We start from the raw sequence: 26,062 nt of genomic DNA, 5'->3' as shown, positions 1-26,062 counted from the left end.
GATGGCCTGATAATTAAGTTAGAGGTGGTAAACTATTTGGTTAACGATGGTAAAGTAATTTGGTTAAAGCTGGCCTACTAAATCACATTACGTCCAAAATACCACAAATTACCACATAAAACAGGCCTAAAGGCGTTGAAAAAAGTGTAACATAATGGTCAAACAAGAAAGAGTGCTCCGTCCGTGAAGACAATTGAAGCATGCGTCCAAACTGTATTCCGACGACCGAAGCCACCAGTAACAAATACCTCTATCATCTAAAAAATACGCTTTGATGTTTTCATCGTCTTAATAAGCGCCATTTTTGATTGTATAAGGCGTTAACAAACATTTACGAGCCTAATCATCATTAAGAAGACTCTTTGCCTTGTAAATGCTTAAGTTGAACAACCGATCCGAAGTGCTTGTTTTCACCGCTAGTGCCATATTCATCATTATCGTCATTTGCGAGCTCGGTTACGGCAATTTTCTCCTGCTCTGCTTCTGTATAAGAATCATTAAGAAACTCCTCTTTCAGCCATTTTTTGAGAATAGTCTTGTTGACGGATTTTTTTTAACCTTCCATTCTATGGAAATTTTTTTGCAACGATTTACCTGAAAATTACTGCCTAACTTGCTGTAGTCTATTGCTCCAAGATCATGAGGAATGATTTGAGCATCTTTATAGGAGGTCTTTTTAGAAGTTTTCCTGGTGCTAACTGAATCATGAACAGCATTTTTCTGATCTTCAGTATGCTATTTTGCGTCATCTTTTTCTGTAAAGGCATACAGGATATTATCGGTCTCATTATTACATTCCTAGGCTAAAGCTAAAAATGAGCGGGGACGTATTAAATACCCCATACAACTGCTCAAATTTCTGTTTGGGGCAGCCTTGCTGTTTTTTTCTTAAAGTTTTCAGAAAGATATTTTTTTCATCTTCCTCCACAACTCTCAACAGCATGCCAAAAAAAACTAAGATCCCTGTCTATCTAGATGTAGAAAGAGCATTAGCAAGAAGTATTTTATAGTAGATGAACTAATTCTCTAAATTTTCAGGAATGACATGCATAGTTGACGTATCTGGTCATAACTTAATTATTTAATGAATTTATATCCATATAATTTCCAGCTACTGAAATAAAAAACACATATCCCCACATTTAACAAAACCCTGTACATCAAATCTTAACAGTCACCATTTGTTAACACAGAGGAAAACTCATATTGCGCAAAAATCTCCCAAAATACATAAAACTTAATCAAGTTCGAAACACTGTATGATAACAAAATTATTTTTTATTGCTAAAAATAAATCAGTAATAAAAAATAATCTTTTTACAATTACTTTAACTCAATGTTTTCCGTGAATTCTAAGAAAAACATTAATCCATGAAATTTATTTGTACTCTCAAAATAATCATTGGTAATAAAAAAACTATCAGGTTATGTTTTAAGTCTGATATCTATACCGCTGCAGTTCAATCTATTAAAAAGGCCTGTTCACTGGCATGGACAGGCCTAAAAATCAACTTCGGGATCATATCAACCTAGAATATTTTCTTGATCAGAAAATGCCAAACAGCCACTATGGTTTCATCCTTTTCCCTTTGTATGCCGTTAATAGTAAAATCATCAACTTTACCTATCTTACGACCACACCCCGGAGAACCAGAACCTTCATAAATATAACCGTCACGAACATTACCAATATTTCTACCGCAGCCTGGAGAACCAGAGCCCTCATAGATTCTGCCGTCACGAACATTACCAATATTTCTACCACATCCAGGAGAACCAGAGCCTTCATAGATCCTGCCGTCACGAACATTACCTATGTTTGTTCCGCATCCAGGATTGCGAGAGCCTTCATAAACTCTTCCATCTTTAAAATTATAGTCAGTCATATTTTTAAAATTCCAAATTTTTAAACATCTAAAACTAACGTTCTTAAAAGTTGCAACGCTTTCACGTAACAGTAAATAGTTTACAATTGTTTTTTTTTGAACAATTTTTCATTAAATTTAATCTCTTATCTGTGATCTTTTTATCAAAATATATTAATTTTTAGACTCATATCACGGTAAACTCCGTTATCACGTTGCCCAAGCAACTTAAAACTAGTGCTTCATCTGATCATAAAAATGGTTCATCACGGAATTGTTGGGAGACCGAGTGAGGACTGGTATCTGATTAGTGTGAAGAAATAACCTTGATCCCGGTATCCGAAAGCAATTCGTTTAGCCACTTTAATCTTATTATTTGTGTCCTCCAGTTTTCCGGTACTGATGGGATGGGTAGCGTGAGCTACCAATCCTTTCAGTCGCCTTACTTTAAGTTTTGCAAACTTCTGCAGTTGCGGTATTCCGCTTTCCTCCGCTGCCAGAAACCATTTCATCCATCCATAGTAAGCTTTTTCTTTATCACGTAATTCAAACAGACGGTTCATTTCTTCTTTCATTGCATAGCAGGTGGCCAAATCACTGTGCGAGTTAAGTATTTCATCTAAGGCTTCTCCTCCTGACTCGCTAAGATTCCGACTGTTGGTTAACACAGCCCAGCGTGCCTTTTTAAGCCGGGTGTACCCCTGATTTTCATTCCGTATTTCCTGTTTAAGTTTCTGCAGGGTTTCTTTATCATCAACAGTTCCAACCAGCTTTTTTAATTCATTTGACTTGTCCTGATGCTTTCTTGCCTCCTCAAGTCTGACGGAACCAAGAACATCCTTCCCGTACTGTGCCTGCATATGATAACGGTCATAGACAATCTCAGTTTTAGGCATGTATTCTTCAACAAGACGGTTAAAGGAAGCGTTCATGTCCATGGCAAAGGCCTTTACATTATTTAACCGTTCCATGTCATACTCCTTGAAGAACTTCCTAAAATCCTCCATGCCACGACCTTGTCCAACCCACAGGATTTCTCCGGTTTCCAGATCCATTACGCAGGATGCATAGCTGTGGCCTTTGTGTATTGCAAATTCATCAACCGCAAGATATGTAGGTTTGTATCCGGAACGATGAAGTTCTTCTTTACGCTTTCTGAGGAATTCATCCATGAAGCCAAGATGAATTTTCTTAACTGTTTCCCAATGAAAACCGGTAATCTCAGCAACTGCGGAAACAGGCATGTTCCTGGATAACAGTCCTTTAATCCATTCAGCTGCCCGTATGGTTATTCTGGCATTCGGAACTTTTGCGGGAATAGGTTCCATAAAATGATGTCCGCATTCTCTGCATTTATATCCGTGGTAGTAAAAAACAAGACTTTGCCTGTGTTTTGGAAGAAACGGAAAATCCTTAATTTCCGTGGAATGTCTGGCATGAACATACACGTTCATTTTCCCACAATAAGGACATCTCATGTCCGACGTTTGACGGTTGCTTTCGAAAGAATAAACGGATTTTAAGGTTTGGGGATCGAAGCTGTGTGAAACAGCAGTAAATGGTTGGCAAACTGAGTTTATCTGAGTATCATACGTCTGAAGGGGCATAAAGTATCTCTATTTGTTTTAGTTTGGTCACTTAATACTAGAATGCTTTTGCCCCTTCTTCAATATCTACATTCCCAATAATTCCGTGATGAACCCTTACTGTTAATCGAATTTCTGATTGGGATGTAGTCTTCTACAGTTCATAAGCTGTCTGTTCGGCAATGAACTTGACGATACTGTCGGTTCCTGTATTTTCCAGGGCAGGATCCAGATCCTTCACGTACTCCGCACTTTCCGGTGAAGCCTTAACCGTAAGGACAATGATGCCTGATTCCGTCAGAGACCTTAACACTTCGCGGGAGACCTCAGCGCCGGTATTACGGTAATAGTATACCAGTCGTCCCTGCTGCAGGAGCTTCTGTTCAACTTCTCCGGCAAGTCTGCCGAGAGTTTCCTGGTCGGCGGTGCTGCCGAGACCTCCGAAGTTGAAGACGCCTGATTTCTGTCTCAGAAGGTGCAGGCGGACATTCTGCGGAGTGTATTCCCGTTTGCCGTCACTGTCATGTATCGCATTTACGATACCGCAGGCAGCAGTCATGTTGCTAACGCGGTCGATGAGAATGAATTCACCGAGTGTCCTGTGTCTGTTGAATTCACTCACCGCAACTGAGTCAATGAATGAAATATGGCATACAGCGATTTCATTTTTAGAGAGCTCACTGGTTGCGACGTGCTCACCGGTGTTGACGTCAATGGTATACTCTATGGATTTAACCTGAGCGTAAATCTGGCTGGTGCCGAGTTTAATCAGATAGTCTTTGTGGATGCTGAATTTCTCATCATCGGTCCACAGTATGGTACCAGTGATTTCCCTTGCCACTTTAATGGAATCATCCTGTGTGGCACGGGTAAACACTGAACCTCGGGAGACGTCAACCTCACGGTCAAGAGACACGGTTACCGGCATGCCGCGACCTGCCTGCTCCACTTCATTAAATCCTGAGAATATCTGTTTTACCCTGGCGGTTTCACCGGTAGGAAGAACTGTCAGTTCGTCGCCCACGTGAAGTTCACCTGATTCAATTTGTCCCTGGAAACCTCTGAAAAACTGGTTGGGACGGCACACTCTCTGAACCGGCAGGTAGAAGCCGGTTTCTTCATTATCCCCGGATGTATCGGTGTCTTCAAGATATTCGATAAGAGATTTTCCGTCATACCACGGGGTATTAGGAGATCGGCTGATGACATTGTCGCCTGACTTTGCGGAAAGCGGAATCAGGGTGTATTCCTGAAGGGAGAGTTCCTCCCTGAGTCTGGCAATATCGGAGGAAATGTCGTTGAATCTCTTTTCATCAAAGCCGATTAGATCCATCTTGTTAACCGCAAAAACAAAGTGTCGGATACCCATCAGGGCACAGATTCTGGCATGACGTCTGGTCTGAATCAGTACTCCCTTTGACGCATCGATGAGAATGATTGCAAGATCCGCAAAGGATGCACCGACCGCCATGTTGCGGGTATATTCCTCGTGCCCCGGGGTATCGGCCACGATGAAGCTTCTTTTTTTGGTGGAAAAATAACGGTAGGCCACATCAATGGTTATGCCCTGTTCACGCTCTGCCAGCAGACCGTCAAGCAGCAGGGAGTAATCCAGTTCACCGTCGCATGAACCGTTAAGGGATTCGGTCTTCAGCGATTCAATCTGGTCACTGTAAAGAAGTTTTGAGTTGTACAGAATATTACCGATAAGGGTTGATTTGCCGTCATCAACACTGCCGCAGGTAATGAATTTCAGCAGTGGTCTTTCATATCTCGTTAATTCAGTCATTTTAGAAATATCCCTCTCTTTTTCTCTTTTCCATGCTGCCCTGAGCTTCGTGGTCTATTACACGGCTGCTTCTTTCGGATACCTTGGCTTCGTTTGTTTCCCGGATGATTTCATCCAGAGTCGTGGCATCCGATTCCATGGCTCCGGTAAGAGGATAGCAGCCGAGAGTACGGAATCTTACCCTGCGGTATTCAATCTGTTCTCCCGGACGCAGCTTGAGCCGATCGTCGTCAACCATTATCAGGTTGCCGTCTCTTTCTATCACAGGTCTGGTATCGGCAAAATATAGCGGAACGATGTCGATTTTTTCCCTTTTGATGTACTGCCAGATGTCGCTTTCGGTCCAGTTTGAGATAGGGAATACTCTGATGCTTTCTCCCTTTTCGATCTTGGTGTTGTACAGCTTCCACATTTCAGGTCGTTGGTTTTTTGGATTCCAGGCGTTGTCCCTGTTGCGGAAGGAGAAGATTCTTTCCTTGGCACGGGACTTTTCCTCGTCGCGTCTTGCACCGCCGAAAGCAGCGGTAAAACCGTATTTTGCCAGAGCCTGCTTTAAGGCCTGAGTCTTCATGATGTCGGTGTATGCTGAGCCGTGGTCAAACGGATTTATGCCCCTGTCCACACCGTCCTGATTGGTGTAGACCAGAAGCTGAATGCCGTTCCTGACTGCGGTTTCATCTCTGAACCTGATCATTTCCCTGAACTTCCATGTTGTGTCCACATGCAGAAAGGGGAAAGGCGGTTTTTCAGGATAGAAGGCTTTTAATGCAAGGTGCATTAAAACGGAACTATCCTTTCCGATTGAATAGAGCATGACGGGCTTTTCGCATTCTGCCGCCACTTCTCTGATGATATATATTGCTTCGGCTTCAAGTTTGTCCAGATGGGCCAGGTCTTGCATTTTAGCACTCCTTATAATTTAGCCTGATACGGTATCTGTATTTATTTTTTTGTTTTTAAGCCGTTTTTGAATACGTTTGACGGCTTCTCTGCTGTATTCGTCTGCGGATGAAGTACCGTCTTCATTCGCAGACATCAATCAGTACTGATTGGCGTTTTTCGGATCCACGGCAATGATCTTCTTTTCGCCTGTCGGCAGGGTGATCTCCCATTCATTGAGTCCGTCTGACTTTTTAAATGTCATGACGGCACCATGTCCGCCTATGTCTGCTCCTAGAAAAAACTGCAGTGCCTGAAAACGGCATTCCTTAATGCATGAGCAACAGCCCCAGCAGTCACGGGAACAGCGGATGCTGCTTTTTTTGCCGTCCTTTTCCCCGATGAGCTGCAGAAGGTTGCCGGGACATACCCTGGTGCATGCTCCGCAGCCCGTACATTTGCTTTTATCAATTCTGATGCTCATATTTTTCTCCTGCATGTATCAGTGGACGGAGGATGATGCGGAATTTCCCGTTTTCATAGCGGGAATTCACGTACTTTTCAAATTTTTCATCCTTATCGGGGAAATCCGCGTTTTCCTGAAATGAATGCCATCTGGTTTCCTTTCTGGCCTCAAGATGGGCGATAAGGGCCTGACATACGGTAAGTCTTTCCTTTATCTCGTAGATCTGCATCAGATCGTAGGTAGATGAGGCTTTAAGGTTTTCTGAAAGAGGGATGAGTTCGGAAATCTTTTTAGAGGCAATTTTCAGTCCCGCAAGGGAATATCTGTATCCCGTACTGATGCCTCCGGCGTACTGATCCATAATCTTCTGCATCGCTTCCTCTATCTCATCTGTTGAAAAAGCAGAGGTGCTCAGGGAAAGATGCTTTTCGTAGCCGGCAATAACCGCATCAGCCTCTTTAATTGGGAATTCTGCCGGAGCAGAACCGTTATCTGCCTTCAGTGAATTCAGATAGGCATTAATGCTGCAGGCGGCGATTTTGGCTTCGGCAAGTGCTCCGGTTACGTATTTCTGCGGAGCTCCGCCGGCTACGTCACCAGCGGCATACAGACCAGCAATCGAAGTCCTGCGGCTGTCGTCGATCCAGTAGCCGCTTGCGGTATGACCGCCGACGATATAAGGTTCCGTACCTTCGATTTCAACGTTTTCGTGAGCAGGTCCGGTGCCGTTTTCCACCCATTTGAGCGTCTGGGAAGGAGCCATGTTCAGGTAGGCGCGGTAGAGGTCGTTTTCGGCTTTCCCGTCAATTCCTTCGGTTTTCAGAAAACACGGTCCGTTTCCAAGAGCATTTTCCGTTACGGTGCCCCAGAGACGTTCGGAGGTTTTTAGACCGTATTTCTGTTCGTAGATTTCATTTCTGGAATTAAGCTGTTTTGCACCGACGCCCTGGGCGATGGTTCCGGTAGGGGCGATGGTATCCTTGCAGCGCAGGGCAATGAAGCGCATCTCGAAGGTGGTCATCTCGGCTCCGGCCCTTATTCCCATGGCATATCCCGCACCTGTATTGAACGGCGGATACCACATTTTGTGCCTTGAGAATCCGGGATTGTTCGGACGATACAGGCCGGAAGCACCGCCGGTGGCGATGAGTACGGCTTTTGAGCTGAATTTGCAGGCCTTCTGCGAAAGCACGTTAAAACCTACGGCTCCTCTAACCGTACGTCCGTTTTCGGAATCGGTCCACAGCAGATCGGTGATGTTTACGTTGTTTATTATTCTGACATTCTTTCCGCCAGCCGCCCTGGCGAGAATGGGTTTGATGTTTTCACCGTTGATTTTAATGTTGCGCCAGCCGCGGGAAACGTATTCGCCGTCTTCATCCTTGAGAATAACCAGTCCCAGAGATTCAAGATCGTGAGTCACGCCGTTAAGCTCCCTGGACATGGAGAGGAGAAGATCCTCCCTCACAATCCCCTCTGCATCTGCGGCTGCGTAGGCAACATAATCCTCCGGCACGTGACCTTCAGTAATGTAGGCGTTAAGGGCGTTCACCCCTGCGGCCAGACATCCGGATCTTTTTATGTTGGCTTTTTCCGCTATGGTGATTCTGATGTCAGGATTAAGTCCGGAGAGGATGTGTGCCGCATAGCATCCGGCAGTGCCTCCTCCGACAATCAGAAGATCGGTTTCAATTATTTCTTCTTTGAGGATCATTATTACTTACCTGTGAGCATTAGATTACGTATGTTGATTCGGCGGCGGTAAGACTGTCATTCAGTACCGTAACGGCTTTATCACCGTCAAGGAGATAGAGGCTTCTTATGAATATTCTGACCTCTTCTCCGGGAACGATTCGTTCCTGAGTGATTGGACGGTTTACGGTCAGAAGCTGATCGTGGACTCTTACTTTCAGTTCAAAGTCTCCGCCCCTGAAGAATGACTTTTCCACGATTCCGGTTTCAGAGGTTATATTGTAGCGGAACGGTTCGTTAAGCTTTGTTACGCTGATGAATTCCGGACGGAGCACGGCGGTGGACCTGCTTTCCCTTATTTTTGAGAAACCGTTGAAAATTCCGGGGTTGTCTATAATCGTCGGCTGTCCGATGAACTTGGTAACAAAGGATGATTCAGGATTGCTGTAGATTTCGATAGGTGAGCCTGAACGTTCCACATGACCGTGGTTGGTAATGATGATCTGATCGGCTACTTCAATGGCTTCACTCTGGTCATGGGTTACGAAGATGCTGGTAATACCCACGCGCTGAATGAGATCCTTGAGCCAGCTGCGGAGTTCCTGACGCACTTTGGCGTCAATGGCTGCGAACGGTTCGTCAAGGAGCAGGAGAGACGGTTCGGTTGCCAGGGCTCTGGCAAAGGCCACACGCTGTCTCTGACCGCCTGAAAGCTGGTTCGGATAACGTTTGTTGAGACCGGTAAGTCCGACGAGATCGATAAGACTGTTTACCTTTTCCTTTATTTCATCCTTCGGGGCCTTCTTGGTCCTGAGACCGAATGCGATATTGTCGAATACGGTCATGTAGCGGAAGAGGGCATAGCTCTGGAATACAAAACCGATGCCTCTCTTGTTGGCAGGAATGTTATTCACCAGTTTGCCGTTGATGTAGATTTCACCTGAATCGGCGGTTTCAAGACCAGCCAGAATTCTCAGAATGGTGGTCTTACCGCTGCCGCTCGGCCCCAGAAGTCCTACCAGACTGCCTTTTTCCACGGTGAAGCTTACATCGTCCGATGCCTTAAAGTCACCAAAGCTTTTATTGATATGGCGGAGTTCCACGTAAGGCTGTCCGGCAGAATCAGACGCCTGAAGTTTCTGTTCGATTTCAGTACCGGCTGCGGCACTGTCGGTTAATTTGCTGTTTTTGATATCTGTCATGTGCTTCCTGATGTCAGACCGTGAACTAAGTGAACTGGCTCGTCATTGTAGTTCTTCTGAATTCACGTCTGACTTCAGCCTCCCGTTATTCCTGAAAATCTGTTTGGTTGTTTCTGATAATCCGTTTACTTTAAAAATTTGTTTTTGCTGCGGTGTTCCAGAAGATTTCTGGCAATCAGAATCAGTATCGCCATTACCACCAGTATTGATGAAACCGCAAATGCCCCCGTAAAGTCGTATCCCTGATACAGGATTTCTATGTAAAGGGGCATGGTGTTTGTTTTGCCTCTCAGATGTCCTGAGAGAACTGATACCGCACCGAATTCACCCATGGCCCTGGCGGAGCAGAGAACCACACCGTACATGAAGGCCCACTTGATGTGAGGGAAGGTAATCTGTCTGAAAATCTGAAACGCTCCGGCTCCCATGAGTGCCGCCGCTTCCTCTTCATCCTTACCCTGTGCGTTGAGTACGGGAATGATTTCCCTGGAGATGAACGGGAAGGTTACAAAAACGGTGGCCAGCACGATGCCGGGAACGGCGAAGATTATCTTTATTCCCCATTCATTGAGATAAGGATAGAGAAAGCTCTGTCTGCCGAAAGTCAGCACGAATATGAGACCTGCTATGATTGGAGATACAGTAAGCGGCAGATCTATCAGAGTAGACAGAAACTTTTTGCCCCTGAAGGAGAATTTGGTAAGCGCCCATGCGGTATAAAGTCCGAATACGATGTTAACTGCCACGGCCATCAGGGTAACAATCAGCGTCAGGTAGATGGAATGGAGTGCGTATTTGTCCGTTACCGCCGCAATAAAGGTCTCAAGGCCCGGACGGAGGGCGGTATAGATAACGTAGATCAGCGGCAGAACCAGCATCACGGTCAGAAAAACCGTGGTTATGCCAATAAGCACCGCTTTAACTATTTTCGGATCTTCTCTGTTCATGATGTTTACTCCAAACTTTATCTGATACCGCTGATTATGGCTGAAGCCCGGCTCTGGAATACGGCATTTATAAAGAGAATTACGAATGCCATGACAAGCATGGTAAGAGCTACGGAGGTGGCGGCAGGATAATCAAATTCCTGAAGCTCTCCCATGATCATTAAAGGCGCAATTTCCGTTTCATAAGGCTTGTTGCCGGCGATGAATACTACGCTGCCGTACTCGCCGAGGCATCGGGCGAAGGCCATGGTGAATCCCGCAATGAGTGCCGGTCTGATTTCAGGAAGAACCACCCTGTAGAAGGTTTCAAAACGGCCGGCTCCCATGATGAATGCGGCTTCTTCATATTCATTCTCCACCTGTTCCAGTACCGGCTGAATGCTGCGGACCACGAAAGGAATGCCGATGAATACCATGGCTACGGTGATGCCGATGTTCGTATAGGCTATATCGATACCGAATTTTGCGAATAATGCCCCCACCGGACCTTCAGATACGGTAAGGTGAGCCAGTGAAATACCGGCTACGGCCGTAGGCAGGGCGAATGGCAGTTCAATCATGCCGTCAAGAATTCTTTTTCCCGGAAATTTGTAGCGTACCAGCACCCATGCCATGATAAGTCCCATTACGGCATTGATTACAGAAGCGGTGAACGAGGTTACAAGACTTACCTTATAGCTGGCGATAACCCTCGGTCTGGTGACGATTTCCCAGAAATCCGAAATGCTGAGCTGAGAAGAAAACACAATCAGAGAGCACAGGGGAATAATCACTATCAGACTGAGAATGGAGACGCTGATTCCGAAGGAAATACCGAACCCTGGAATAACGCCTTTTGTATTTTTTGACATTAGTCCCTCCCGGGGATATTGAGCAGTTAGCTGAACCGAAGCTCTGGCGCAAACCAGATACATCATTCCGTGTTTTTTTTATTTTTTTAGCTGTTCCGTATCGTGAATGCTCTGAAAAACCGCTGATAAGGATCTTCAGAAGTGAATCAGCAGGATGCTGATTCACTTCACTGACAGCAGATATTTACGTGTATCCGGAGTTACGCTGCAGAATTATTTTTTCTCATAGATGGAATCGAAGAGGGCACCGTTGGCAAAGTGCTTTTCAAGGGCTTTCTTCCAGCCGCCGAAATGGGCAATGTTGGTAAGTTTAACGTTGGTGATAATCCACTTGCCGTCTTCCGGTATCTGCTTAATGACGTTGGAATCGGATGCTGAGGTGTATTCCTTAAGAATCTTTTCGTTTGACGGACGGTAGTACCACTTGGCTTCAACACGCTGTGCGTCATCTGAGTAGAGATAGTCAAGATAATCCTTCGCAACCTGTCTGGTTCCGCGCTGATCCACTACTTCATCAACGATGGCAACGGTAGGCTGGCACAGAATGGACTTTGAAGGTACCACGATTTCATACTGACCTGGGTATTCGGCAATGGAAAGGAAAGCTTCGTTTTCCCATGAAATCAGCACGTCACCCTGTTTGTTTTCCACGAAGCTGGTGGTTGAACCGCGGGCACCTGAATCAAGAACGACCACGTTACTGTAAAGCTTTCTTATGCTTTCGATAATCTGCTGTTCGCTCTGACCTGCATCTTCAAAGAATGACCAGGCTGCGAGGTAGTTCCAGCGGGCACCGCCTGAAGTCTTCGGATTCGGAGTCACAACCTTGACGTCATCGCGGACAAGGTCGTCCCAGTCTTTGATGTTCTTAGGATTGTTGCTGCGAACCAGAAATACGATGGTTGAAGTGTAAGGGGAGCTGTCAAGAGGAAAGTCCTTAACGTAATCCTTCTTGATGAGGCCGGCTTTCTGTATGGCGTCAACGTCACCTTCAAGAGCCAGAGTGACCACGTCTGCTTCAAGACCGTTTGCCACTTCAAGAGCCTGTTTGCCTGAACCGCCGTGTGACTGGGTCACGTTAACGGTTACGCCTTTGGCTTTCTTGTAGTAGTCGGTGAATACCTGATTGTATGCCTTATAGAGTTCTCTGGTTGGGTCGTATGACACGTTGGTGATTTCCACTTCATCATCCGCAAATGCTGCTGAACCGGCAAGAGAAATAACGCCTGAGACGGCTAATGCAAGAGCGCTTGAAAAAAATTTTGAACTTAAACGTCTGGTGATGATACTCATAATGATATCTCCTGATTGTCTGTTGTTTTGTGTTTATTTGTTTAGCTTATCGATGCCGTTGATTACGGCCTCATTATTTATAATAAATACATAACCTATATGTTTAGTATGTAATGTGAATTCTATACTTGGCTCACATTTTTGTCAACAGCTTAATTTGCATAAAATCTTTGAAAAGCGGGATTATACGCCCGTGTATGCGATGTTTTTTAATGTGAGACTTTGGGGTTATTTTTCACAAAATCTTGCGTATCAACAGGTAGCATGTTTGTAGGGAATTGATGAAATTTAAGCAAAAAATTTTTTGAAAATTACGCATAAATTACGGGGCACGGCTTATTCTGCCTGAAAAAACATGACTGCATTCTGCCGCACCGTAAAAAAATCCCGGAAAGCAGTATGGTTCCGGGATTCTGAAGATTTAGTTTTCCTGATAGGCTTCAATGAGTCTGCAGGTTCTGTCGATGTCTTCGTCGGAATGAGCGGCGGAGATGAACCAGGCCTCATACTGGGACGGCGCAAGATATATTCCGTTGTCGAGCATGTAGCTGAAAAACCTGCTGAATCTTTCGGTATCGGAGGTGGTTGCGCTCTCATAGTCGGTTACCCTGCGGGACGTAAAGAAAACGCTGAGAAGCGATCCGGTGCGGTTTACAGATGCGCTTTCACCGAAGCGCTTCTTAAGAGCCTCCTCAATTTTTGCGCCTTTTTCCTCAAGTTCGGCATAGATATTCCGGTTGTCTCTTAGCCATGACAGGGTGGCTATGCCGGCTGCGGTTGCCACCGGATTGCCCGCAAGTGTTCCTGCCTGATATACCTTTCCTGAAGGTGATACCATTTCCATGATTTCCCTTCTGCCGCCGTATGCTCCTATCGGCATGCCGCCGCCGATGATTTTACCGAGCGTCACCAGATCCGGGATGACTCCGTAGCGCTCGGAGGCTCCTCCGGGAGCTATTCTGAATCCCGTTATCACCTCGTCAAAAATCAGCAGGGCACCGTATTCTGAGGTGATGGCCCTCAGAAACTGCAGAAATCCCGGAGCCGGTGGCACCACGCCCATATTGGCTGCCACGGGTTCCACTATTACCGTGGCTATTTCGTTTCCTGCCGCCTCAAACAGGTTTTTAACCGATTCGATGCTGTTGTAGTCGGCAATCATGGTGTCGGCGACCACGGCGGCCGGAACACCGATGCTGTCCGGAACTCCCGTGGTGATTCCGCCGGAACCTGCCTTAACCAGCATGGCATCACTGTGGCCGTGGTAACAGCCCCTGAATTTGATGATCCTGTTTTTACCGGTATAGCCCCTTGCAAGCCTTATGGCGCTCATTACCGCTTCGGTTCCCGAATTGACAAGGCGCAGGGATTCAATGTGCGGCATAATGGCGTTTACCAGTCTGGCAAGCTTCAGTTCCTTTTCAGTCGGAGCTCCGAAGCTTAGTCCGTTCTCAACGGCGTCACGTACCGCCTTAAGTACTGATTCATGGGCATGTCCCATAATGGCCGGTCCCCATGAACATACGTAGTCAATGTATTCATTGCCGTCGACGTCATGGATTTTTGAACCTTTTGCCTTCTCTATGAATCTCGGAATGCGGTTTACGCTGCGGTAGGCCCGCACCGGACTGTTTACTCCGCCGGGAATGAATTCCGCCGAGGCCCTGAAGAGAGCTGATGATTTTTCTTCATGCATATCTTTATTCCGGTTAATTGTCTGTCTCGTTAAGCCATTCCGCCACATCCAGCGCATGGTAGGTGATGATGAGGTCGGCTCCGGCTCTTTTCATGGAAATGAGATTTTCCATCACTATTCTTTTTTCGTCAATGTAGCCGGCCTGAGCTGCCGCTTTAACCATTGAGTATTCGCCGCTTACGTTATAGGTTACCACCGGAAGAAGAAATCTCTCTCTTGCCTCTTTAACGAGATCCAGATAGGCGAGAGCCGGTTTTATCATGATGAAATCAGCTCCTTCCTCAATGTCTGAGGCAATTTCCCTGATTGCTTCACGGCCGTTTGCCGGATCCATCTGGTATGATTTTCTGTCTCCGAATTTCGGAGCGGAACCTGCTGCCTCCCTGAACGGTCCGTAGTAGGATGAGGCAAATTTGGCACTGTATGACATGATCATCACGTCCTTGAAGCCTTCGCGGTCAAGACTGTCACGGATAAAGCCGACGCGACCGTCCATCATGTCGCTCGGAGCCACTATGTGGGCTCCGGCCCTGGCGGCCGTTACGGCCATGGAGGCAAGATAAGGCAGGGTTTCGTCATTGAGTATTCTGTTGCCGCTGATAAGTCCGCAGTGTCCGTGAGAGGTGTATTCGCACAGGCATACGTCGGCAATGACCGTGATTTCCGGATAGTTCTGTCTGATGAAGCTTACGGCTCTGTAGACTATGGAATGATCTCCCGATGAGGAAGAACCGCATTCGTCCTTGGTGAGCGGAATGCCGAACAGCAGTACTGCCGGAATTTTCAGGTCTCTGACCCTGTCCATAATTTCAGAAAGCCTGTCCAGTGAGTACTGGAATATTCCCGGCATAGAGTTTACCGGGGTTCTGATGTTCTCTCCGTCAGCAACGAAAACGGGATAAATGAGATCATCAGTGTCCACACTGTTTTCGCGGACCATTTTTCTGATAACGGGATTCTGTCTCAGCCTTCTTAATCTGTTACGCATTTAACTGCACTCCGTGAGTGTTATTCATCTGAAGGACGGTTTTTTTTCCAGTCCTTTTTTAAGGTTTCAAGTATGCCGGATGCAGAAAATTTTTCTGCCGTAAGCACGGGTATTGTATTAAGTTTTTCGTCCCTGTCCACGATTTTTCTGATTTCCCCGGCGGTTACATTACCGATGGCAACAATGGCCCCGGCAATCCTGACCTTTGAGAGATAAGGCCTGAAGTTGTGCACTCCGGATGAGCTGCCGAAAACCAGATAGTCAAGTGTCGGATTGTATTCTGGGGATTTGTCATCGGAAAGGTGGGCGGCAAGAGACAGGGAACCGTCATCCGCCTTTTCGTCGTATGTTTCGGTAAGGTTCTGCATCAGCGGTCTGTATAACGGGTAGTCGGAAAATCCGATGCCTGCTTCGGTAAGACTGCGGTAAAGACATTTTGAGCCGATGGTTGAACGCAGGGCGGCAACCCTCACGTTCTCCGGATGATTTCCGCACTCTGACAGAATATGATCCCTGAGAACCGCAGCCAGGGCATCCACCGAGTATTCATTCGGTACCAGATCGGCAAAAAGTCCGTGTTTTCGGAGCTCGTTTTCGGTACCGGAACCCACGGCGGCGAATCTGCATCCGGCAAGCGATCTGATGTCTATGTCGTGAGACGTCAGTTCGTCAAAGAACACGGAAACACCGTTGGCACTGGTAAAAACCAGCCATTCATGACTGAGTATGTCCGCAAGCTCACTGTCGGAAAGTCCGATGGGGGATATGCTGAGGTTTGGCAGCGGAAGCACCCTGGCTCCGTTGTCCTTAAGCAGCTCCGTCATTCTGCCGGTAAAGGAGGTGGAACCGGTAATGCCCACGCGGCAACCGCTGAGACTGTTATAGTCGCAATTCATGTCAAGAGCTGCGGTTCCGCCTACCACAAATACCGAAGGCGGCACCGGAGCCTCTTTCTTCAGTATTCCGGCAACGTTCCGGAGAGTCGCGTTGATTCTTCTTTCGGTAACGTATGTACCCGAGCTGACTATGGCGCATGGTGTATCCGGATCCATTCCGTACTCCATAAGTCCTGCGGAAATTTCCGGAATCCTGCGATGGGACATCATGAAAATCAGCGTGCCTTCCATTTTTGCATAAAGATCCAGATTCCTGATTTTGCCACCGTCCTTGGTGCTGCAGGTGATTACGTGAAAGCTGCGTGCCAGTCCGCGGTGGGTTACCGGGATGCCGGCCGATGACAGGGCAGCTATGGCAGAGGTTACGCCGGGGACGGTTTCGAAGTAAATTCCGTGCTCCCGCAGATACTGTATTTCTTCTCCGCCGCGTCCGAATACAAAGGGATCACCGCCTTTAAGGCGCACGACGATGTCATACTTTTCCGCCATTTTTCCTATTTCCCTGTTGATTTCCTCCTGCGGAAGACTGTGGTGGCCGGCTCTCTTGCCTACCGGAATGAGCAGGGCGTCGCTGCGGCACTGACACAGAAGATGATAGGAAATGAGATAGTCATAGAGAACTACGTCAGCCTTCTTCAGCAGGCTGAGACCGCGGCTGGTTACAAGGTCGCTGCTTCCCGGACCAGCACCGATGAGATATACCTTTCCGGTCATGTTCATTCCTCCGGTGTTGCGGTGAAAGAATGGGATCCGAGAAGCCTGTCGATAAGCTCTTTGTATCTTTTAGGATCGCCGGTGACACTGTCCGAGAACAGTCTGCCGTTTCGGAACAGAAAGTATTTAACCGTGAGCGTTTCCTCTTCTTCCGTACGCAGAGCGGAACTGAAGGCATGGACTCCGGTGGCTTCATGACATCCGGCACCTGTTTTTCTGAGTACCAGTCTTTCGGCGTCAAGAGCGGTCTGTGTTCTGCGATGAACCAGTTTTTCAAGAGAGGTGAACAGCCTATGATCCTTTCGCACCTGCAGGGCGATTATTCCCTGACCTCCCGCCGGTATGAATGAATCAGGCGGAAGTTTTATGTAGTCAAAGCATTCCTCATGGTCAAGACCGAGTCTTTTTATTCCTGCCGCGGCGAGAATTATGGCGTCATATTCACCGCTTTTGAGTTTTTCCAGTCTGGTGGGTACGTTGCCGCGAAGAAGTCTGCATTCGGCTTCAGGATATATCTTTTTTATGAGAAATTCCCTGCGGGGACTTCCCGTGCCGATGATTTTCGGAATATCGCCGTTTCGGGTTTTCGGCATGATGAGAACATCAGCGGGATCCTCTCTCGGAATAACGGCCAGCAGTGCGGTTTCAGAATGTACTTCGGAAGGAAGATCCTTGGCACTGTGTACCGCCAGATCCACTTTTCCCGCAACCAGCGCCTCTTCAATTTCTCCGGAAAAAACTCCCCGCCCGCCGATGGAACTGAGGGACACGTTACCGAATATTTCTCCTTTTGTGGTGAAGGTTACCGGATGAAACGACAGGTCGGAATCTGCCGTAAGTTCCTGCTGCAGACGTCTGATTACCATTTCCGTCTGGATAAGGGCAAGTCTGCTGCCCCTGGTGCCGATTTTAATTTCCGTCACTTGAAAACACCTTCCGTTTCTTCTGCAAAGTGCTCAATAAGAGCGTTGTATTCCTGATTGTCAGCAGGCTTTTTCCCTTCGGCAAGAATTTTCTTTCTGAGATTTCCGATTTCCGTTAGTAATTCGCCCGCATGACGCGGCAGTCTGTCGTCAAGTATTCTTCTGACGGCTCCTGAGACTCCGGGAGCTTTTCCTGAAGAGGAGATTCCTATGACCAGATCGTCTCTTTTTACCAAGGCCGGAAAGTAGAAATCACAGTTTTCGGGACAGTCCACCACGTTTACGGGGATGCCTGATTCATGACATCTGCGGTAGATACCGGCATTCAGTTCTCCGTCGTCGGTCGCTGCTATCACCAGATCTGCATTCAGGAGATCGTCATATGAAAAGGATCGCCGTTTCAGGGTTATCCGATCTTCAAGCTTCTGAAAATCTCCGGTGAATACGGGCGAGACCACGGTAATGTTTCCGGTATATTCGGCAAGCTGCTGCGCTTTTCTGCAGGCGACATGTCCTCCGCCCGCAATTAGTATTCTGTATTTTTCGAGATTTATGAATATGGGAAAAAAAGGCATCTTACACCTCCGCATGCCGCTGTCCGGTGAAAGCCGGGCCGGTATGGCCGTTCAGTGCGGAGGCTTGAGAACCGTATCGGTTTTCCATAACGTACGCCGGGGCAATCCGTCCGGTTTTTCTTCTGCTGATTTTTTCCGATATGTAGTTATGTATTTCCATGGCGCCGGTTCTGATGTCGTCGGCAACCGCACCGGCTTTTATGGATCTCAGCCTGCGGTGCTTCTCGATGATTCCGGCAAAATATGAATAGTCCCGCAGGGTCAGTCCGGCGATTTTACCCAGATCCGGATCAATGTCGCGGGGCACGCACAGATCAATGAAGAGGTATGGTTTTCCGGACACCAGTTCCCGAAGGCATTCATTGTAGGTAACGGTATAATGCGGAGATGCGGTAACGCTTATCAGTACATCGGTTGCCTTAAGATGTCCGTAGCGTTCGCCGTAGGCTATGGTATTTCCGTTTCCGCAGGTCTGTTCACCGGAATCCTGATGATTTCTTGATGTTACGGTTATTTCTCCGAAATTTCTGTTTTTCAGGGTTTTAAGGATGGTTGAACCAAGCTGTCCCGTGGCTCCTATCAGCATGATGCGGGGTGATGTGATGCCATTTGCGGACATAAAGGAGGTTATTTCATTGCATACCAGGGTGCTGTAGGATACGGCGGTATTGCTGAATCCGGCTCTTACCCTGATTTTTTTGGCATAGTGCTGTGCCTGCTGAAACATCTGATTCAGGTAGAAATCGGTAAAGCCGGCATTGTGTGCGAGGGTGTAGGCTCTGTTCAGCTGTCCGAGAATTTCATTTTCACCGAGATTCAGGGAGTCGAGACTGGTGGCAACATTCAGAAGATGTTCAACGGCACTGATGCCGGAATAGTATCTTAAGTAACGGCGTATTTCGTGAATGTCCGTATGGGTGAAGCTGCAGAGTGCGGAATCCAGTCTGCTGAAGATGTTCTGAATTCTTTCATTCTTCTCGCTTTCACCGGTCAGGGATTCAGGTTCCCTGTCCGTGAAATATATTTCGGTCCTGTTGCAGGTCGACAGCACCACGGCACCGTCAATTTCATTTTCCCCGGTAATTTTTTTTACCAGTGCGGGAATATCTGCCGGAGCAACGGAAATCCTGCTGCGGATCCGTTCATCTGCCGTTCTGTATGAAATGCCGAAGCAGTATATGGGTAGGGTGTTCATAAATTTAAATTGGCTTTGGCTTCCGGAAAAAAAAACAGCCTGCTGACGTTCATTTCATGAACAGGGGAGTCCATGTCGTCAGCTGACTGCTTATTATACTATTATCTTGCTTTAACGGCATGTATATCAGCCATTGTATGCAGCCTCAATAACTTTTTTGAATTCATCGATGCCGAGTCTTTCCAGAGTCGTTCTGAAACGTTCACTCGGTTTGGCATGAGTTGCAAAGTAGTCAATGGTGGCATCGGCAACCCTGAACAGTGTTTCCTTGTCCCTGATAATCGGAAGCAGGTTTTCGCCGCGGAAGATTCTGTTGCCGAACAGTCCGCCGAAGGAAACGACGTAACCAGGTTCCCCGGTCCAGGCATCTGCCGGACAGGACTTCACGCATCTGCCGCAGTTGTTGCACAGAGATTCCTGCTTGGTGATTTTTTCCTCTTCACTGAAGGCGAGGGCGCCTTCACGGCAGACCTTGGTGCATACCTTGCAGTTGATGCATTTTTCCCTGTCAAAGGAGACAATCAGGCCACCCTTGACGCCGAAGTCGTTCTCTTCGGCCTTAAGACAGTTGTTTACGCAGCCGGTAACTCCGAACTTGAATTTATGAGGAAGCTCTCTGCCGAAATATCTTTCACTGAGTTCCCTGGCCAGGGTGGTTGTGTCGATACATCCGCTCGGACATACGGCATCACCCTGACAGGCCGTGACGGTTCTTACGCGCGGACCGCATACGCCAGGATGAACTCCTCCCCTGGCAAGTTTGTCTTTTACTTCTTCAATGTCATCCACGTAAATGAACGGAATTTCAATACCCTGACGGCTGGTCATGTGTACGTAACCGTGACCGTACTGCTCCGCCACTTCGGAGACCGTTCTTATGTTTTCGGCAGTAAGATTTCCTCCAACCACCTGCAGACGCAGGGAAAAGTATCCTTTCTGCTTCTGTCTCATGAATCCGCCTTTTTTAAGTAAGGCGTAGTTAACACCCTTGGCCATTTATTTTTCTCCTTATGCGTAGTTCCGGTAATGCGTGACAATCTCCGTTAAAAGGAATGAGCCCATGCCGTCCGGTCAGTAATTCTGTTTAGATGCAGTTGTCATTGTTTTTGTTATTTGCGGCAGAGCAATGATTCTGCGGAAACGGTACATACGGCGCATGCGGATGACGCAGGATACATATGACGCATAAATAACGGCATAAAACAACCTGTGCGACCATGAAAACAGCTCCCCCCTTAAGGTTCGTAATGATGTCGGGGTATCATGGTGATTTGTTTTGGCAGCATGCACTGACTGCCGTGTCCGGTACTTTGTTTCCTGAGTACTTTCAGTTTCCGCTCAAGCTTTCTGCAGAAGTTTTATGAGGAAAGAAGGTCGAATTCCTGCAGATTGTCGGTAAATACATACAAAACAGACTAGTTTAGTATATTTTAAGGTTGTTTATAATCTTTTGTCAATATGAAACATGTCATAAAACATCGACATCCATACCCTCGTTTTTTGGAGGGAAGGCGGAGGTAGGATACGTTCCTGAAAATGTTATGCCAATCATGACGGTTCTGCCGTCAAGGTTGTTCCATACCGCATGAGGACGGGAGCCTTCAACCACAAAGGCTTCGTTTTCGTGAATGATTACCGTTTCGTCCTCATACTCCACTCTGGCCTAACCTGATGTAACGATAAACAGGTGTTATGAGGATGACTGTGCTTTTTGTCCAAGGAACCTATGGAATGGTGCGAGATGTGATGCGTTATGCTCAACAGGATAACGGCACATTGGATGTGGTGTTAAAAATGGTTAATCATTAGACAGAATACAGAAAATATTTCTTAGATAAATCTAAAAAATATATTTACATCACAAAATTGAAATCAGATGTCTCCTTTTGCTGTTCAAAAAAAAAACAAATGTAAACTTAAATTAAGAAGAACGACTAATGGAGGGGTATTATGTCTTTATCTGATGAAATCAATGAAGTGCTCGAAGCTGAGCAGAAGGAACAATTTAAGAAAAAGTTGGCAAAAAAGCTATTTTTTCGATACGAAAACGGAGAAGTGTATGAGATTTACAATTTAGCTTCCTACAGTGGGGACGACTTTATTCGTGATTTTTTGAATAAAAGTGGTGAAAAAATTTTAGAGAAATGGTCAAAAAACATGTTAAAAAGTGATACTGCAATTAATGATTTTGATTGCGAAAGTGCTTTTAAGGAACTGTTAGAATCATGCGATCGTAAAGCTGAGGTTGCTTTTGAAAAGCTTATTGACCGAGAAAGTCTGAAGCTTACCGATCTAGGTGCAAAGTTTATTCGAAATATTCCATGTGAGTTAGACACAATAGATCCAGAAACAATAGATTCAAAAACTCATTTTAGTGGAATTTTTAGGTTTTCGACTGTTACTGATAACCAAGTTGGTGAAAAGCAACAGGACCTTGGAGTAAAAAAAGTGCTGGAGGATTGTAAAACTAAGATCTACGGCGCTTTAAAGTGTCTGACGGAGAGTGTTCCTTGGTTTGATCCTGCTGCTTTTTTAGGTATGGAAGGAAATGTAATGGGTGATCCTATAACCTTTGCTGCAATGGTGTTTTCCGGATCAGCTGGTAAGAACGCTAAAGAATTGCGTGTTTTATTTGAAAAGGCGTTTGGTGATACAAAATATAGTACCAGAGCAGAAGGAGGTAAGAGCCAGTTTGGGGTTAGGTTCTGTCGTGCATATAAATTAGTAAAATTCCAATACTTTTTTATATTCTGCGCAGAGAAGTTCCGCACATTATAAGTACGATAAAATAGACAGGTGACTGCTGTGTCTTCGCCTGTCTTTTCGTTTAGGTCTGAAATACCTGTGAGAGCAAAGGAAGGAGATATATCATGCCATTACCATTTCTTGTATGGGGAGTAATTGCGGCCGGCGGTGCTATAGCTGGTGCCAAAACGATTAAAGCCGTAAAGGACAACAGTAGAGCTTCATATTACTCTGAACGTGCCAGTGAAATTATATCATCAGCTTCTGAGAAAGCCGATGAGTGCAGGAAAAGTGCTAATGAGTCCATAGAGTCTTTGGGAAGAGTAAAACTTGAGACGGTTGATCGGACAATCGGCAGTTTTCTGAAAACGTTCGGAAAAATAAAAAACGTTAATTTTTCGGAGGTAGATACAGTATCCGAGTTTAAAAATCTGAATCTGGACAGTGCCAATATAGCGGAGCTTTCAAAAATGACCGTAATTGCATCAGATGTCCTTAAAGGTACTGTAAGTGGGGGTTTAGCCGGAGCTGCCGCGGCTTATGGGGCTTACGGTGCCGTCGGCTGGTTCGCGTCAGCGGGTACGGGAACTGCAATTTCGGGGCTGAGCGGGGCGGCTGCAACTAATGCCACGCTTGCCTGGCTTGGCGGTGGAACTCTTGCTGCCGGAGGTGGAGGAATCGCTGCAGGAACAATGGTGCTTGGCGGTATTGTTGCCGTTCCGGCTCTTCTTATTCTGGGCTGCGTTATGGGGGCAAAGGCCAGTAAGAATCTTGAGGAGGCAAAGTCAAATTTCGCAAAGGCCAATGATTATGCCGAACAGATGGAGCTTCTGTGTTCGACCTGTAATAAGATTTCCGAACACGCAGACTTTATGCGAAAGGCTATAACCGTAATGGCCAAAGTATGTGATAGAGGGGTAGTAAATCTCGAGAAAACGATAGATGAGTACGGTACTGAATGGAACTCTTTTCCCTCTGATGCCAAGAATAAGGTGGCAGCGCTTGGGGCGGCCGTTAAACTGCTGAAAACGCTTCTTGATAAGAAAATACTTACTGAATCCGGAAAGCCTTCGGATGAATCAGATCCTGAACGTATTAAACAGGAATATCCGGATCTTATCGCAATTTCTTAGATCAGTACTGGTTTTACGTCCGTAACGGTGTTTTTATGACAAAGAAAAATCATTTCCCTGAAAACATGAAAAAAAGCAGGTTTGAAAGCCTGCTTGACGGAGCCATTCTCGGGGCTGCTAATGATCCTGTGGGCAGATACGGGGATGCCGTGAAGGAGCACCTGTATGTCTATACAGGTACCGATGCTGAAAATCATGCAATGGATCTTAAAAAGGGCCTTAGGGATATTGGTGAACATAAGATAAATCCGGAGTATGCGGAACAGAATCTTAAGCAGCAGTCGGGTTTTTCGGCTGAACTTAAGTATCAGGCCAGAAAGAATGCTGAATACAGGATTAACGGAGATAAGAGAAGAATAGTTGCCACCGACCTTAAGAACAGTGGCGGGTATGATGAGCTTTTTGACCATTATGAAACGAAGGACGGCAGAATAGTCAGCATGATGCAGATGAAGTTTGTCGGCAATGATGTTAAGTCATGTGTTGATAAGCTGATGTCCGGAGATTACCAAAAGTATATTGATAACGGAGCAGATTTTACCCTTCCTTCTGATTATTTCCAAACGGATGAAAACGGAGTTCCCAAGATTCAGTCAGAGCTTGACAAGCGAATCGATAAGCTTCAGAAGCAGATTGATTCGGGAAAATGTCAGGATGACGTAGTTAAGCAAAAATCCGAGCAGATAGATAAGCTTAAGAAGTTGAAGTCACGGGTAAAGGACAGTGGCATTTCCAAGGATGATGCCGTTTTTGCCCGTGAGCATCCTTTTCTTTCAACAGCTGCCGATGTCGTAAAACTATCCAACCGAGCAGGACTTGAACAGGCTAAAAATGCCGCGGTAATCGGTGGTTCAGTTGCCGTTATCAAAAATATCTGTGAGTATTACAGGGGGAATATTGACGGTAAGGATGCTGTCTGTGACATAGCAAAAACAACGGGAAAGGCTGCCGCCGGAGGATATGCCGTAGGTTTTTTCGGCTCTGCGCTTAAGGGGACAATGCAGAATTCAGGGAAGGATGTTCTGCGTAACCTTTCAAAAACCAATCTTCCTGCTGCCATGGTCAATATGACTCTTGAAGCAGGTAAATCCCTTCATGCCTATCTTAACGGTACCATAAACGGTGCCGAATGTCTGGAACGGATGGGACAGAGTGGTTTTTCAATGGTGGTGGCTTCGATGTCGGCAACGGTGGGGCAGGTAGTCATTCCGATTCCGATAGTAGGAGCTGTAATCGGTTCGGCTCTCGGTTATGCCCTGTCATCAGCATGTTACGGCTGTCTTGTAAGTTCTCTTAAGGACGCAAAATTATCCAGGGAAAACAGAATAAGGATAGAACGCGAATGCCAGGAACATATCAAATTCATCAGACAGTGTCGGGAAGAACTGGAGAAATATTTCGATGACAGACTGAATTTTTATAAACAGGCATTTTATGAAGGCTTTACTGAAATCAGCCGAGCCTGCGATACGGGGGATTACGACGGTTTTATAGGAGCCTGTAACAAACTGAACTCCAAGATGGGAGGTAAAAACATACAGTTCTCAAATACCAGAGAGTTTGATGAACTGATGAACTCTGATGAGGCTTTTGATTTATAGTTTTTCCGGATTTAGGGTAAAGGCTGGATTTATGAACTGTAGAGATTCTGAATTTTCCTGTGACAGATGTGGGGCCTGTTGCCGTTCGCTAAGAATGTTCGGTGATTTTTACTCCGATCTCGATGATGGTACGGGGTGCTGTCGATACTATGATCGCAACACCAGACTTTGCAAAATCTATGAAAGCCGTCCGCTGAAGTGCAGAGTCAAGGAAGGGGGAAAGGTTTATTTCCCCGATCTTTCCTATGAGGAATATATTCGAAAAACAAAGGAGATGTGCAGAATTCTTAAGGAAGTGTGTGAAAAACAGGGCTAGAAAACTACCCAAAAGGCTGTTTTTCGTAACATAAAGATTTGACATATGGTGCAATATGCTTTCCACCACCTACCTGAATAGTTCAAAAGATGAATTATTTGTAGCCGCAAAGCATATTATGGTATCTCAGTTTTTTTAGATATCTTAAGGTTGTTGTTTATTGTTGTGTGGTGTTTTGGTTTGAAATTGATGTTTTAGACCATTTACTGATTAAGGTAAAAAGTAGCTATTATGAGAAATTTAGGATGTATAGCATGGATAGTGATAATTTTTTAATTATAGGCTGGATTATTATTGGCATTATAGTAGCTGTCATCATAATACGTGGCTCATCAAAAAATAATACATCTAAAGCCTGTTTAATAAGGAAGGTGGATAATTCAGCTAAAGAGAAAGCCGAAGAAGAAGCTAGAAAAGAAGTCGAAGTAAGAGCTAGTGCAGAAGCTGAAGAAAGAGCTGGAAGAGAAGCAGAGGAAAGGGCTAGAAGAGAAGCAGAGGAAAGGGCTAGAAGAGAAGCAGAGGAAAGGGCTAGAAGAGAAGCTGAAGCAAGAGCACGAATGAACGCAATAAGAGATGCGGCTCAAGCGAGATTTGGCGGTTTTAATCAAGTCAAGACTAACGTGAACGTAGGTACAATCGGTCACGTAGACCATGGTAAGACTACTTTAACTGCTGCTATTACTACCGTACTGGCAAAGACCTTCGGTGGT

General features: G+C 46.0%; 24 protein-coding genes. 5 read left to right on the top strand and 19 right to left on the bottom strand.

Annotated elements, in window-relative coordinates:
* Window positions 1-349: 349 nt before the first annotated feature.
* From QZU58_RS10205 to QZU58_RS06155, 19 genes are all read right to left on the bottom strand, one after another.
* Window positions 350-532 carry a DUF6273 domain-containing protein gene (locus QZU58_RS10205; protein ID WP_363174823.1) on the bottom strand — a complete coding sequence of 61 codons (183 nt, stop codon included), beginning with the start codon at window positions 530-532 and terminating at the stop codon, window positions 350-352.
* Window positions 533-1,529: 997 nt separating this feature from the next.
* On the bottom strand, window positions 1,530-1,886 hold the full coding sequence (locus QZU58_RS06240) for a hypothetical protein (RefSeq protein WP_294495722.1): 357 nt from the start codon (window positions 1,884-1,886) through the stop codon (window positions 1,530-1,532).
* A 245-nt stretch (window positions 1,887-2,131) separates the two neighbouring features.
* On the bottom strand, window positions 2,132-3,343 hold the full coding sequence (locus QZU58_RS06235; protein WP_294495721.1) for an ISL3 family transposase: 1,212 nt from the start codon (window positions 3,341-3,343) through the stop codon (window positions 2,132-2,134).
* Window positions 3,344-3,605: 262 nt separating this feature from the next.
* The gene (locus tag QZU58_RS06230; protein WP_294495720.1) at window positions 3,606-5,240 is read right to left on the bottom strand and encodes a GTP-binding protein; all 1,635 of its coding nucleotides are present in this window, start codon (window positions 5,238-5,240) and stop codon (window positions 3,606-3,608) included.
* A 1-nt stretch (window position 5,241) separates the two neighbouring features.
* The gene (gene cysD / locus QZU58_RS06225; RefSeq protein ID WP_294495719.1) at window positions 5,242-6,141 is read right to left on the bottom strand and encodes a sulfate adenylyltransferase subunit CysD; all 900 of its coding nucleotides are present in this window, start codon (window positions 6,139-6,141) and stop codon (window positions 5,242-5,244) included.
* A 138-nt stretch (window positions 6,142-6,279) separates the two neighbouring features.
* A complete protein-coding gene (locus QZU58_RS06220; RefSeq protein WP_294495718.1) occupies window positions 6,280-6,603 on the bottom strand; it encodes a ferredoxin family protein in 324 nt (107 codons plus the stop codon).
* Window positions 6,587-8,299 carry an adenylyl-sulfate reductase subunit alpha gene (locus tag QZU58_RS06215; protein WP_294495717.1) on the bottom strand — a complete coding sequence of 571 codons (1,713 nt, stop codon included), beginning with the start codon at window positions 8,297-8,299 and terminating at the stop codon, window positions 6,587-6,589. The genes QZU58_RS06220 and QZU58_RS06215 overlap by 17 nt, the downstream gene beginning before the upstream one ends.
* A 19-nt stretch (window positions 8,300-8,318) precedes the next feature.
* Entirely contained in the window at window positions 8,319-9,479 is a 1,161-nt protein-coding gene (locus QZU58_RS06210) for an ABC transporter ATP-binding protein (protein ID WP_294495716.1), read from the bottom strand.
* Between the two features lie 125 nt (window positions 9,480-9,604).
* On the bottom strand, window positions 9,605-10,426 hold the full coding sequence (cysW, locus tag QZU58_RS06205) for a sulfate ABC transporter permease subunit CysW (RefSeq protein ID WP_294495715.1): 822 nt from the start codon (window positions 10,424-10,426) through the stop codon (window positions 9,605-9,607).
* A gap of 17 nt (window positions 10,427-10,443) precedes the next feature.
* On the bottom strand, window positions 10,444-11,277 hold the full coding sequence (gene cysT, locus QZU58_RS06200; RefSeq protein WP_294495714.1) for a sulfate ABC transporter permease subunit CysT: 834 nt from the start codon (window positions 11,275-11,277) through the stop codon (window positions 10,444-10,446).
* Window positions 11,278-11,490: 213 nt separating this feature from the next.
* Window positions 11,491-12,570: a sulfate ABC transporter substrate-binding protein gene (locus QZU58_RS06195; RefSeq protein ID WP_294495713.1), complete on the bottom strand. Its 1,080-nt coding sequence runs from the start codon at window positions 12,568-12,570 to the stop codon at window positions 11,491-11,493.
* A gap of 421 nt (window positions 12,571-12,991) precedes the next feature.
* The gene (gene hemL / locus QZU58_RS06190; protein WP_294495712.1) at window positions 12,992-14,266 is read right to left on the bottom strand and encodes a glutamate-1-semialdehyde 2,1-aminomutase; all 1,275 of its coding nucleotides are present in this window, start codon (window positions 14,264-14,266) and stop codon (window positions 12,992-12,994) included.
* A 13-nt stretch (window positions 14,267-14,279) separates the two neighbouring features.
* Window positions 14,280-15,254 carry a porphobilinogen synthase gene (hemB, locus tag QZU58_RS06185; RefSeq protein ID WP_294495711.1) on the bottom strand — a complete coding sequence of 325 codons (975 nt, stop codon included), beginning with the start codon at window positions 15,252-15,254 and terminating at the stop codon, window positions 14,280-14,282.
* 20 nt (window positions 15,255-15,274) lie between these two features.
* Entirely contained in the window at window positions 15,275-16,864 is a 1,590-nt protein-coding gene (gene cobA, locus QZU58_RS06180) for a uroporphyrinogen-III C-methyltransferase (protein ID WP_294495710.1), read from the bottom strand.
* A gap of 2 nt (window positions 16,865-16,866) precedes the next feature.
* Complete coding sequence (hemC, locus tag QZU58_RS06175) at window positions 16,867-17,787, bottom strand: hydroxymethylbilane synthase (protein ID WP_294495709.1); 921 nt, start codon at window positions 17,785-17,787, stop codon at window positions 16,867-16,869.
* Complete coding sequence (locus QZU58_RS06170) at window positions 17,784-18,362, bottom strand: bifunctional precorrin-2 dehydrogenase/sirohydrochlorin ferrochelatase (RefSeq protein WP_294495708.1); 579 nt, start codon at window positions 18,360-18,362, stop codon at window positions 17,784-17,786. Before QZU58_RS06170 ends, hemC begins: the two co-directional genes overlap by 4 nt.
* A gap of 1 nt (window position 18,363) precedes the next feature.
* Window positions 18,364-19,557 (bottom strand): hypothetical protein, encoded by a 1,194-nt coding sequence (locus QZU58_RS06165; protein WP_294495707.1) that lies wholly within the window; start codon window positions 19,555-19,557, stop codon window positions 18,364-18,366.
* A gap of 126 nt (window positions 19,558-19,683) precedes the next feature.
* Window positions 19,684-20,553 carry a 4Fe-4S binding protein gene (locus QZU58_RS06160; protein ID WP_294495706.1) on the bottom strand — a complete coding sequence of 290 codons (870 nt, stop codon included), beginning with the start codon at window positions 20,551-20,553 and terminating at the stop codon, window positions 19,684-19,686.
* A gap of 472 nt (window positions 20,554-21,025) precedes the next feature.
* On the bottom strand, window positions 21,026-21,214 hold the full coding sequence (locus tag QZU58_RS06155) for a hypothetical protein (RefSeq protein WP_294495705.1): 189 nt from the start codon (window positions 21,212-21,214) through the stop codon (window positions 21,026-21,028).
* A 293-nt stretch (window positions 21,215-21,507) separates the two neighbouring features.
* Here QZU58_RS06155 and QZU58_RS06150 point away from each other — a divergent pair, with 293 nt between their 5' ends.
* From QZU58_RS06150 to QZU58_RS06130, 5 genes are all read left to right on the top strand, one after another.
* A complete protein-coding gene (locus tag QZU58_RS06150) occupies window positions 21,508-22,335 on the top strand; it encodes a hypothetical protein (protein ID WP_294495704.1) in 828 nt (275 codons plus the stop codon).
* Window positions 22,336-22,427: 92 nt separating this feature from the next.
* Window positions 22,428-23,435, top strand: coding sequence for a hypothetical protein (locus tag QZU58_RS06145; RefSeq protein ID WP_294495703.1), 1,008 nt, complete (start codon window positions 22,428-22,430; stop codon window positions 23,433-23,435).
* A gap of 35 nt (window positions 23,436-23,470) precedes the next feature.
* Window positions 23,471-25,036, top strand: a complete 1,566-nt coding sequence (locus tag QZU58_RS06140) for a hypothetical protein (RefSeq protein ID WP_294495702.1) — start codon at window positions 23,471-23,473, stop codon at window positions 25,034-25,036.
* A 31-nt stretch (window positions 25,037-25,067) separates the two neighbouring features.
* Window positions 25,068-25,352, top strand: coding sequence for a YkgJ family cysteine cluster protein (locus tag QZU58_RS06135; protein ID WP_294495701.1), 285 nt, complete (start codon window positions 25,068-25,070; stop codon window positions 25,350-25,352).
* A 254-nt stretch (window positions 25,353-25,606) separates the two neighbouring features.
* Window positions 25,607-26,062, top strand: a 456-nt coding sequence (locus QZU58_RS06130; protein ID WP_294495700.1) for a GTP-binding protein, incomplete at its 3' end; no start/stop codon positions are given.

It is taken from the genome of uncultured Ruminobacter sp. (genome assembly GCA_902764345.1).
In the GTDB taxonomy this organism is placed as follows: Bacteria; Pseudomonadota; Gammaproteobacteria; order Enterobacterales; family Succinivibrionaceae; genus Ruminobacter.
The sequence above is the reverse complement of the archived record's forward strand: the minus strand, read 5'-3'. Positions and strand labels throughout refer to the sequence as shown.